General features: G+C 66.2%; 9 protein-coding genes. 3 read left to right on the top strand and 6 right to left on the bottom strand.

All coding sequences use genetic code 11. The features are described from left to right. Positions 1-11: 11 nt before the first annotated feature. Complete coding sequence (locus BCEP18194_RS12010; protein ID WP_041492792.1) at positions 12-476, bottom strand: GNAT family N-acetyltransferase; 465 nt, start codon at positions 474-476, stop codon at positions 12-14. Beyond that, the gene (gene speB, locus BCEP18194_RS12005) at positions 469-1,437 is read right to left on the bottom strand and encodes an agmatinase (protein ID WP_011351545.1); all 969 of its coding nucleotides are present in this window, start codon (positions 1,435-1,437) and stop codon (positions 469-471) included. The genes BCEP18194_RS12010 and speB overlap by 8 nt, the downstream gene beginning before the upstream one ends. 127 nt (positions 1,438-1,564) lie before the next feature. On the opposite strand from speB, the gene BCEP18194_RS12000 reads away from it, so the two are divergent. Continuing rightward, positions 1,565-2,482 (top strand): LysR family transcriptional regulator, encoded by a 918-nt coding sequence (locus tag BCEP18194_RS12000; protein WP_011351544.1) that lies wholly within the window; start codon positions 1,565-1,567, stop codon positions 2,480-2,482. A gap of 25 nt (positions 2,483-2,507) precedes the next feature. On the opposite strand, the gene BCEP18194_RS11995 is transcribed toward BCEP18194_RS12000, so the two are convergent. Then, positions 2,508-3,137 (bottom strand): NAD(P)H-binding protein, encoded by a 630-nt coding sequence (locus tag BCEP18194_RS11995; RefSeq protein ID WP_041492791.1) that lies wholly within the window; start codon positions 3,135-3,137, stop codon positions 2,508-2,510. Between the two features lie 455 nt (positions 3,138-3,592). On the opposite strand from BCEP18194_RS11995, the gene BCEP18194_RS39560 reads away from it, so the two are divergent. Further along, entirely contained in the window at positions 3,593-6,526 is a 2,934-nt protein-coding gene (locus BCEP18194_RS39560; RefSeq protein ID WP_011351542.1) for an ESPR-type extended signal peptide-containing protein, read from the top strand. Between the two features lie 124 nt (positions 6,527-6,650). Here the strand turns inward: BCEP18194_RS39560 and BCEP18194_RS11985 are convergent, their stop codons facing one another. After that, on the bottom strand, positions 6,651-7,688 hold the full coding sequence (locus BCEP18194_RS11985) for an AraC family transcriptional regulator (protein ID WP_011351541.1): 1,038 nt from the start codon (positions 7,686-7,688) through the stop codon (positions 6,651-6,653). Between the two features lie 120 nt (positions 7,689-7,808). On the opposite strand from BCEP18194_RS11985, the gene BCEP18194_RS11980 reads away from it, so the two are divergent. Beyond that, entirely contained in the window at positions 7,809-8,885 is a 1,077-nt protein-coding gene (locus BCEP18194_RS11980) for an alpha/beta hydrolase (protein ID WP_063712428.1), read from the top strand. A gap of 36 nt (positions 8,886-8,921) precedes the next feature. On the opposite strand, the gene BCEP18194_RS11975 is transcribed toward BCEP18194_RS11980, so the two are convergent. Together BCEP18194_RS11975 and BCEP18194_RS11970 are read right to left on the bottom strand one after the other, a co-directional pair. Further along, entirely contained in the window at positions 8,922-9,986 is a 1,065-nt protein-coding gene (locus BCEP18194_RS11975; protein ID WP_041493042.1) for a porin, read from the bottom strand. A gap of 238 nt (positions 9,987-10,224) precedes the next feature. Then, positions 10,225-11,676: an aldehyde dehydrogenase family protein gene (locus BCEP18194_RS11970; protein WP_011351538.1), complete on the bottom strand. Its 1,452-nt coding sequence runs from the start codon at positions 11,674-11,676 to the stop codon at positions 10,225-10,227. Positions 11,677-11,679: the final 3 nt, after the last annotated feature.

Here is an 11,679-nt window from a genome sequence, read left to right as displayed (position 1 = left end):
AACGCGTGCCGTCATGCGTGCTGTCCGATCTGCAACGTCAGGATTTCGTCGCCCGCGTCGTCGAGCGTCCCGGTCGGCGTCCAGCCCAGATGCCGGTAGAAGCCATGCGAGCGCGACGCGGGATCGGTCGAGCACCCGAGAAACAGCGACGTGAAACCGTTCGCCGCGAACTCGTCGATCACCTGCCCCAGCAGTCGCTTGCCGATCCCCGCCCCTTCATGCGCGGGCAGGATCGCGAGCACGACGATCTCGCCCGAAGCGGTGTCGCCGAAGCAGTAGCCGGCCATGCGCCCGTTCGCACAGCAGACGTAGCCCGAGAACAGGCCGCCGCGGATCCCGTCTCCCCAGCTTTCGACGGTAATGCCGAGGTCGCGCAACTGTGCCTCGGTGAATGCGTTCTCGCGCGTCCTGCCGCGCAGTGCGATGCACGCGGCCGCATCGTCGGGAACGGCCTTGCGCCAGGTGAGTTCAGTCATCGTTCGATTTTTCCATGGTCTGCCGCCGGCGCGATGCATACAGGCAGATCAGCTCCAGCGCGATCGTCGCGCCGGCCAGCGACGTGATTTCCGCATGATCATACGGCGGCGACACTTCGACCACATCCATGCCGACCAGGTTGATGCCTTCGAGGTGACGCAGGATCTCGAATGCCTGATGGCTCGACAGCCCACCCGAGACCGGCGTGCCCGTGCCCGGCGCGAACGCCGGATCGAGGCAGTCGATGTCGAACGTCAGATACACGGGATGATCGCCGACCCGCTCGCGAATACGTGAGGCGATCGCAGCGGGCGTCGATGCATGCACCTGGCGCGCATCCTGGATATCGAAGCCCATCGGCTCGTCGTTGGTCGTCCGGATGCCGATCTGCGCGGATCGTTCGGGCACGACCCACCCTTCTCGCGCCGCGTGATAGAACATCGTGCCGTGATCGATGCGCTTCACGTCGCGATCGGGCCACGTGTCGGTATGCGCATCGAAATGCACGAGCGACAGCGGCCCGTGCACCTTCGCATGCGCTTTCAGCAGCGGATACGTGATGAAGTGATCGCCGCCGAGCGTCAGCATCGCGCAGCCGCGCGCGAGGATCGCATCGGCATGCCGCTCGATCGCGCCCGGCACCGATTCGGGCTGCCCGAGATCGAATGCGCAATCGCCGTAGTCGACCGCGGCCAGCACGTCGAACGGATCGAACGACCACGGCCACGGGCGCTCCCACGCGATGCCCGTCGACGCGATCCGCAACCCGCGCGGGCCGAAGCGCGTGCCGGGCCGGTGCGATGCGGCGGAATCGAACGGCACGCCGGTGATCGCGAGATCGACGCCGTCGAGGTCGCGGCTGAAGCGCCGGCGCATGAAGCTCGTCGCGCCCGCGAAGGTCGGCTCGGCCTGCGTGCCGTAGAGGCTGTCGCGCGTGAATGCGAAATCGTTCTGGCTCATCGTCGGATTCCTGTCGGGTGGGGGACGGCCGCGCGGCTGGCGACCTCGTGCCCGATTCTGCCGTCACGACATCCGACGAAAAATATGAACTAACATAAGCCGACTTCACAAAACGCGATGTATCGCCATGCTGACCCGATTGAGAGACATGGATTTGCAGTTGCTGCGGCTCTTTCTGACGATCGTCGAAAGTGGCGGCTTCAGCGCCGCGCAGGGCACGCTCGGGATGGCGCCGTCGACGATCAGCACGCAGATGGCGAAGCTCGAGACGCGTCTCGGATTCCGGCTGTGCGATCGCGGCAAGAGCGGCTTCCGGCTGACACCGAAGGGCGAACGCGTGCTGCAGTCGACGCGGCGGCTCCTGCACGCGATGGACGTATTCACGCGCGATACGCAGCACGTGTCGGGCACGTTGCTCGGCGAGCTGCGCATCGGGCTGTCCGAGCGGCTCGCGCCGGACGTCGTCGAATCGATCGCGGCGGCCGTCGGCGGCTTCCGCGAACGGGCGCCGGACGTGCTGATCGAGATGATCGCGGTGCCGCCCGACGAACTGGAACGCCGGCTGCTGAAAGGTGAACTGCAGCTCGCGATCGGCTACTTTTCCGGCCACCAGGCCGGCCTGCACTACGCACCGCTGTTCGTCGAACACCAGTCGCTGCACTGCGGCGCCCGGCATCCGCTGTTTGCGAAAAAGACCGTGTCGGTCAACGACATTGCGAACGCGAGCAACGTCGCTCGGCTCTACAAGACGAATACGTCGGGTGCGGCGATGCGCAACGCGCAACCGACCGCGTTCTCCGAAAACGTCGACGCCGACGTGATCTTCATCCTGTCCGGCGCGCATGTCGGTTTCCTGCCCGACCACGTCGCGGCGCCCTGGGTTGCCGCGGGCAAGATGCGCCGGCTGCTCGCGAGCAAGCTAAGCCATACGATCGAATTCCAGCTGGCGACACCGCGGAACTGCGACGGCAGCGAAGCGCTGGAGGCGTTCACGGCGGCGCTCGCCGAACAGTTCGGCGGGCTCGACGGTTTCGCAGATCAGTGACCGGCGCGCGCCGCCCCGGTTCGCGTCAGACGAGCTGGTCCGACGCGATGACCTGCATACCCGGCCGCGCGTCGATTGCCGCGTCGAGCATCGCGCGGGCGATCCGCGACGCGGGATTCACGCGCCACTTCGCCGGCAACACGGGGCCGGCCACGTTCAACGCGGACACCAGCAGCCGCTCGCCGAACCTGAATTCGTCGCGGCTGCCGCCGATCAGGCCGGGCCGCACACAAGTGAGCGACGCAAACCCGACACCGGCGAGCGCCTGCTCGACCTCACCCTTCACGCGGTTGTAGAAGATGCGCGACGCCGGATCCGCGCCGAGTGCGGAATTCAGCACGTAAGCCGGCGTGCCGTAGCGGTGCGCGAGCCGCGCGACCGCGAGCGGATAGTCGTGGTCGACACGCCGGAATGCCGCCTGAGAGCCTGCGGCCCGCATCGTGGTGCCAAGCGCGCAGATCACGGCATCGGCATGCCACCAGTCGGCCGCGTCGGGCAGATGATCGAAATCGACCTCGAGCGCGCGCATCTTCGGGTGCGGCGACAACGGGCGGCGCGCGAGGACGATCACCTGATCGACCCGCGCATCGGCGAGCGCGACTTCGAGGACGTGACGCCCGACAAGTCCGGTCGCGCCGACGAGCAGCAATTTCATGTCCGGTTCTTCCGTGTGGAGCCTGCGTTGGCGAGCCGGGAACGGCCCGGTTTCCGGCTTCCCACATGATCGTCGGCCGACTCGGCGCCGACAACCTTCCAACATCTCGAAAAGTTACAGACCACGCTCAATCCATATCTCTAAATGGATGTGGCACGCCATCGGCCACAGTTCGCCCACGCTTCAATTCGTCGCACTTTCTACTGATTTTCGCAATTTTCATCGAACCCTATCTTCACAAGCATCAATTTTCTCGACATTTGTACGACAAATAATGTCAAACAATGAAAGAAAGTGCGTTCATTTTTCGTTGTTTTACATTACAAAAACATTTCATTCTGTAAGATTCATCTCATTCGTTATCTCTTAATTCACCCGGGAACGCCCATCCAGCTGTCTTAATTCCTCAAGTCATCGTATCGCGGTGCGGCGCCCTCTTTTTTCCGAGACAGACTATGAACCGCACTTTCCGTACGATCTGGAACGACGCACTGGGCGCCTGGGTCGCCGCCTCCGAAACCACCCGCGCCAACGGCAAGAAGACCTCGAGCAAGGTGTCGGCGTCCGCTCGGGTGGCCGCCACCCTCTCCGTCGTCGCCGCCGCCGTCGCACCGCTCGACGCCGCGGCGCAAGCGGCGCAACCCGGCACGACGTCCTACTACAGCGTGAACGACGGCGGCACCGCCGGCGCGAACGTCAACAACGACGGCGCAACGGGCCTGAACGCACTCGCAGCCGGCGTCAACGCGGCGGCAGCGGGCGATGCCGACATTGCGATCGGTTCGGGTGCGACCAGCAGCAGCGGCTCGACGGGCGCCGGCAACATCGCGATCGGCCAGGATGCGCAGGCCCTGACGCCTGGCGGCGGCTATGGCGCAACCGCGCTCGGCGCGGGCGCGAAGGCCGGCACCGGCGGCTATACCGGTGCCACTGCAGTCGGCTACAACAGCACGGCCACCGAAAACAGCACGGCAATCGGCGCGAGCGCGATCTCGAGCCAGACCGGCACGGCGCTCGGCCGCGCCGCGGAAGCGACCGGGCGCGGCGCGCTCGGCGCCGGATCGTCCGCCGCCGCGACCGCGACGAGCGCGATCGCACTGGGCGACCGGGCGACGAGTTCGGCCAACACCAGCGTGTCGGTCGGCGCGCAGGCCACCGCCAGCGCGCAGGCCGCGAGTGCGATCGGGCCGCGTGCCGTCGCATCGGGCGCCGGCGCGGTCGCGCTCGGCGCGAGCGCAACGGCCGCCCACGCGGGTTCGGTCGCGCTGGGCTCCGGCGCCGTGACTGACGCAGCCGTCGGTACGAGCGGTGCGACGATCAACGGCACCGCCTACGACTTCGCCGGCATTGCGCCCGCCTCGACCGTCAGCGTCGGCGCGGCAGGTCGTGAACGCACGATCACCAACGTCGCGGCCGGCCGACTTGCGGAAAAAAGCACCGATGCCGTCAACGGCTCCCAGTTGAACGCAACCAACCAGGCAGTCGCGGCGGTCGGCTCCAGCGTCACGAGCCTGTCGACGTCGACATCGACGGGCCTCTCCACCACAAACGACACGCTCGTGTCGTTGTCGACGTCGACCGCCGACAGCCTGCGCGTCGTCGACAGCAACATGGCGTCGCTATCGACCGGCCTGAGCACGACCGACAACACCGTCGCGTCGCTGTCGACCGCGACGTCGGCCGGTTTGTCGACGACCAACAACACACTGGTTTCGCTATCCACGTCCGCATCGACCGGCATCGACACGCTCGGCCAGAACCTGACGTCGTTGTCGACCGCAACATCGACCACCGCCGGTTCCTTGTCCACCACGATCAGTACAACGAATGACAATCTCGTCTCGCTGTCGACCTCGACGTCGACCGGATTCGTGTCGCTGTCGACCGGCCTGAGCACGACCAACGACACTGTCACGTCGTTGTCGACCTCCACGTCGACGGGGCTGTCGACGACGAACAGCACGCTCGCGTCGTTGTCGACGTCCGCATCGACGGGCATCAACTCGCTGTCGACCAGCCTCAGCGCGACGGACAGCGCGATGACGTCGCTGTCCACGTCGACGTCGTCGGGCCTCGGCTCGCTGTCGACCAGCATCAGCTCGGTCACCGTCAACACGACGAACCTCGGCACCAGCACCGCCGATGCGCTCGGCGGCGGCGCGACGTACGATCCGGCGACCGGCAAGATCACCGCGCCATCGTACGTGACGTACAACAACGACGGCACGACGACGACCAACGGCAACGTGGGCGACGCCATCGACAACCTCAATGCGAAGGGCGCGAAGTACTTCCACGCGAACTCGACCGAAGCCGACAGTCAGGCCACCGGCGCGAACAGCGTCGCAATCGGCCCGAACGCGATCGCCAATATCGACAACTCGGTGGCGATCGGCCATCGCTCGGTCACCGGTGCCGCCGTCGGCGTATCGTCGTCGACCATCGGCGACCTGCATTTCGGCGGCTATGCGGGCGCCAACCCGTTCGGCGTGTTCAGCGTCGGCGCACCCGGCCAGGAACGCCAGATCCAGAACGTCGCGGCCGGCCGCGTGAGCGCCGACAGCACCGACGCAATCAACGGCAGCCAGCTGCACGCGACCAACCTGAACGTCGCATCGCTGTCGACCGGGCTCAGCTCGACGAACAGCAACCTCGCATCGCTGTCCACGTCGACGTCGACGAGCATCGGCTCGCTGTCGACCGGCCTGTCATCGACCAACGAAGCGCTGGGCTCGCTGTCGACTTCCACGTCGACGAGCGTGACGTCGCTGTCCACCGGCCTGTCGACGACCAACGACCGCGTGTCGTCGCTGTCGACCAGCGTGACCAACATCAACACGCAGATCAACAACCTGTCGACGTCGGCATCGCGCAACACCGGCATCACCGCGGACATGAACGGCTCGGGCACCGATGCGCCGACCGTCACGGCCGGCTCCAACTCGGTCGCGATCGGCGCGAAATCGGACGACGGCGGCCGCTCGAACGTGGTGTCGGTCGGCAGTGCGGAGCAGCAGCGCCAGATCGTCAACGTCGCACCGGGCACGCAGGGCACCGACGCGGTCAACGTGAATCAGCTCACGCTGGCGACCGAATCGGCGAACCGCTACACCGACCAGCGGGTCGGCGCGATTCAGCAAGGCGTGAACGACCTCGCGCGCAATGCATATTCGGGCATCGCGATCGCCGGCGCACTCGCGGGCATGCCTCAGGTCGATCCGGGCAAGGTGATCTCGGTCGGCGCCGGGTTCGGCAACTACGGCGGCTACACGGCGATCGCGGTCGGCGGCAGCGCGCGGATCGCGCAGAACACCGTGATCAAGCTGGGGGTCGGCACGGTCAACGGCTCGCGCATGATGGTCAACGGCGGCATCGGCCATTCGTGGTGATGCGATGCGGGCCGGCGCAGTACGCGGTGCCGGCCCACCCCGCCGCGACGACGAAAAAGCCCGTGAGCATCAGCTTGCTCACGGGCTTTTCTGTATCTGCGATGCCGGGCCGCCGGAACGCGCGCTACGAACCGGCCGTCTCCTGTCGCGATACGCTCGGCGCGACACCCGTCCAGCGCTTGTACGCCTGCGAGAACGACGACATGTCGCTGAATCCCAGTTCCTGCGCGATTTCCTTGATCGACAGCCGCCCTTCGGCGATCAGCGCCTGCGCGCGAGTCTTGCGCACCGCGCTCGAAATGTCCCGAAAGCACGCGCCCTCTTCCTGCAGCCGGCGCTTCAACGTGCGCTCGCTGGTGTTGAGCAGCGTCGCGATGTCCTTCAGCTGCGGCGGCCGGTCGAACGGGCGCGTGGCCAGGTATTCGTTCAGGAACGAAACGAGATCGACGCGCGTCCGCCTGCGCGTGATCAGCTCGGCACACATGCGCTCGCACATCGCCGCGGTCGCGGCATTCGCCTGCGGCAACGGCCGCTCGAGATGCGCATGCTCGAACGTGAGCGTGCTGGCCGGCTGCCCGTGCCGGATCATCGCGCCGAGCACCGGCTGCTTCGCGTCAGCGTCAGCGTCAGCGCCGGGGCCGGCGCCATACGCGAGATCGAACGTCGCGAGTTCGAACGCACTGCCGATCACGTCGCGCAGCACCCGGCACGTCGCGCCCATCGCGCGTTCGACGAAGAAGCGCTGCACGTTCGCGGCAAGCTCCGGCGACGCGTCGAACTGAATCACGTCGCGCTGCCCGGCGCGGTGGAACGTCATCCCGACGAACGTATAGGTCAGCGCCAGGTAGCGGCCCGCGAGCGCGATCGCGTCCATGCCGGTCGCGCTGCTCAGCAGCCCGTACCCGAGCAGCCCGTAAGCCGACAGCTGGTACGACAGCCCGACCTTGAGGCCGACGCCGGCCTCGCCGGCGGTCAGGTCGAGCAGGTTCGACGCCACCGCCAGCTCCTGCGCGGCCAGCACTGTGAAATCCGGGTCGGCGAGCTGCTTCAGCGTGAGCTGCGACCCCTTGAGCAACGCCGGCGGCGCGATCTTGCGGTCGCGACCGAAGTCGATCATCAGCAGGACGGAAGCCGGGCTGCGGGCAAAGTTCCAGACATTCATCAGACGCCTCGCGACGTGGGTTGGCCTAGATTCTAAAGCGGTTGGCCTGCCCCAGCATGGATCGCGCGAGCCTGCGCGCCGATGATGGATGCCATCGCAACCCGCACGGCGTCGCTCACCATGAAGCTCACCTCGCTCTTTCGTCCGGCCCGCACGCTGCTGCTGGCTGCCGGCCTGTCGAGTGCACCGCTCGCACCGGCACTGGCCGACGATGCCGTTTCGCCCAATCCACCGGAGTCCGCCACCATGCCCAAGACCTACGCCGACCAGCCCGTCTGGCGCGACATGCAGAAATTCCTTCCGACCGACTTCCAGTGGAAGGACGGCCAGCAACCGACGGAAGAATGGTGGTCCTGGCACGGCCATCGCATGCATCTCGACACGTACCGCAACCCGCAAGCGCGGGTGAAGGTGATCCTGTTTCATGGCGTAGGCACCAACGGCCGGCAGATGTCGATGATCCTCGGCGAGCAGCTCGCGCGCCGCGGCTACGAAACGGTCGCGGTCGACATGCCCGAATACGGGATGACCGAAGTCGCCAGGGGTGCGCTGGTCCGCTATGACGACTGGGTGCGCGCGGGCAGCGATCTGATCGACGCGGAGCGCGCAAAGGACGACCGGCCGATCGTGCTCTACGGACTGAGCGCGGGCGGGATGCTCACGTATCACGTGGCCGCGCTGAACGGCAAGGTCAAGGGCATCGTCGGCATGACCTTCCTCGACCAGCGCCTTCAGCAGGTGCGCGACGAAACCGCGCGCAGCGTGTTCATGAGCCGCGTCGGCAGCCCGATGATGCATCTCACCGCGATGACTCCGCTGAAATCGATGCGGGTACCGATGACGCTCGCCAGCAAGATGTCCGCGCTCGTCAACGACCCGGATGCGCTGAAGGTGTGGCTGTCGGATCGCACCTCCGCCGGCAATGCGATGACGATCGCGTTCCTCGATTCCTACATGTCGTACCGGCCGGCGGTCGAGCCGGAGGATTTCGCCGTGTGCCCGATCCTGCTCACGCAACCGGCTGCGGATCGCTGGACGCCGCTGCACCTGAGCGAACCGTTCCTGCAGCGCGTGCGCAAAGTGCCGGTGAAGGTCGTCATGCTGGACAACGCGGGCCACTATCCGCTCGAACAGCCGGGGCTGTCGCAGATGGTCGATGCGATCGATGCGTTCTATCGCGAGGTGACGGCGAAATGAATGCCGTCCACCCGCATGGTGCCGCGCGCGGATCGCCTAGAACACCGTTCGAACGCCGACCCGCAACACGCCCTGCCGCGCGCCCGACGATGCGGTGAACGTGCCGCACACCGACGCGATCACGTCCTCGCCGCCGCTCGCCTGCTGATACACGGCGCTCATGTAGACGTCGGTTTTCTTCGACAGCAGGTAGTCGAGCGTGATGCCGGCCTGGTTCGAATGATTGCCGGTCAGTTGCCGGTTGCCCTTCGCGTAAAGATAGTTTGCATACGCGAAGAAATCCGGCGCGAACCGGTACAGTCCGCCGATTTCGTAGGTGTCGACGTGTGCGCCCGTCAGCGTGTTGCGCGTATTCACGTACAGCGCGTCGAGCGCGAAGTCGCCGAATGTATAGCGTCCGCCCGCGCCGGCATTGCGGATGCCGAGGTGCCCGTTGTCGATCCCTTCCTCTTTCGAATACGTGTACGCCGCATCCAGCCGCAACGGCCCGTTGTCGTAAGAAACGCCGAAGCTCGACAGGTTGTTGCTGCCGGTCTGCCCGGCGATGTTGCTGAAGCCATACAACGCGCCGAACCGGAACCCGCCGTAATACGCGGACGTGAACTTGACCGCGTTCGGCGTCGCACCTCCGCCCGCGATGCGCGTGTAGTCGAAGGTGCCGAGCGCCGCGCCCAGTTTCGAGAACGGGCCGCCCGGCAGCTGGTACAGGCTGACATAGGAAATCTCGTGCCCCCAGCGATGCAGCGACAGGTTGTCGAACATGTAGTCGAACTGCCTGCCGAGCGTCACGGTGCCGTAGGGCGTGACGATGCCGACATAGGATTCGCGCCCGGACAGCGCGCCGCCGCGCACCGTGCCGCTGTTGATATCGGGCTGCGACGCCATGAAGACGAGCGCCTGGAACCCGCCGCCGAGATCCTCGACCGTGCGGATCCCGAGCAGGTTGGGTGCCTGGATGCCGGACATCGCCTGAACCAGCGACTTGCCGCCCGAATTGCTCACGTACGAGATGCCGTTGTCGACCAGACCGAACAGCGTCACCGAACTCTGCGCGTGCACGTGGCACGACACCGTCGCCAGCGCGACGGCCATTGCCTTCATTCTCACGAATACTGTCTCCAGACCGTCAAGGTTCGACGCACCGGTCGCATGCGGATTTCCCGTGCGCCAGCGCGTCATTTTTATTAGTAAAACTATCTAATTCATGCGTGCGGGAGGTGTATTCCCGACTTGATACGCTGTCGCGGGCTGCGTTACCCGACTTCCATTGATGGATCGCGCCCGTCATCGCCGGCCGAAACCGTCGATGACGGGAACGACCGGCGGCCAGTCATGCGTGTCACAACATCACGTTGATGACCTTCTTCTCGACGTAGCTATACATCTCCTCGATCCCCTCTTCCCGGTCGACGCCGCTGTTCTTGAAGCCGCCCCAGGGCACGCCGAGGAAGTGCGTGTTGCTGCCGTTGACGAACACGCTGCCCGCACGGATGCGACGCGCGGTGTTGAGCGCCTGCCGGATGTCATTGGTCCAGATCGCGGCCGAGAGCCCGTATTCCGTGTCGTTGGCCATCGCGACCACTTCATCGACATCGCGCCATCGCGCCACCGACAGAATCGGGCCGAAGACTTCCTCGCGCCACAGCCGCATCCCGGGCGTGACATCGGCATAGACGGTCGGCTCGACCCAGAAGCCTTTTTCGAAAGCATGCCCGGGCGGGCGGCGGCCCCCCGTCATCAGCCGCGCACCGTGCGTCTGCGCCGGATCGAGAAAGCTCATCACGTGGTCGTAGCTCTTGCGCGAATTGATCGGGCCCATGCCCGTATCGGGCGACATCGGATCGCCGACGCGGATCGCGGCCACGCGCTCGACGACACGCGCGAGCACGTCGTCATAAATGTCGTCGTGCACCAGCAGCCGCGAATTGGATCCGCACGACTGGCCCTGCCACGAGAAATTCATCCCGCGCACCGCGCTGTCGGCCGCCGCATCCGGATCCGCGTCCGGAAACACGATCATCGGATTCTTGCCGCCGAGCTCGAGCGTCACGTGCTTCACGCCCACTTCCGCCGCGCTGCGCTGGATCGCCTGCCCGGTCGCCACGGACCCGATCAGCGCGAGACGCTTCACGTCCGGATGGCGCACCAGCGCATCGCCGACTTCCGCACCCGTGCCGTTGACGATGTTGAATACGCCGGCCGGCAACGTGTCGCGCGCGACCTCGCCGAGCACGAGCACGGATAGCGGCGACGTTTCGGGCGGCTTCACCACCACCGTGTTGCCGGTCACGAGCGCGGATGCGGTACGCGCCGCGGAGAACATCGCCGGATGATTGAACGCGGCGATCCGGCCGACGACGCCATACGGCTCGTACACGGTCATGTGCAGGTTCCGGCCGGTGGCCGGGATCGTCTCGCCGTGCAGCCCGTGCACGAGCCCCGCGTAGTAGCGCAGGCTGCGCACCGTCTCGTGCATGCTCGCGAGCGTCGGCACATAGGTGTTGCCCGAATCGAGCACCTCGATGCGCGACAGTTCCTCCGCGCGTTCGAGCAAGCGCTCGCCAAACCCGCGCAGCAGCTCGCCGCGCTCCTCGCCGGTCCGCTCGGCCCACGCCGGCCACGCGCGCTGCGCCGCATCCACGGCTCGCGCGACGTCCCGGCGCGAACCGGCCGGCGCGCGGCCGATCACGGCCTCGGTGGCCGGGTTGATCGACGCCGCCCACTCACCGGTCTCGCTGTCGACCAGTTCGCCGTCGATCAGCAAACGGCCGGTTATCAACTGCTCGTCCATACT

The organism is Burkholderia lata, assembly GCF_000012945.1.
GTDB classification, from domain to species: domain Bacteria; phylum Pseudomonadota; class Gammaproteobacteria; order Burkholderiales; family Burkholderiaceae; genus Burkholderia; species Burkholderia lata.
This window is presented reverse-complemented; position numbering and strand designations above follow the sequence as displayed.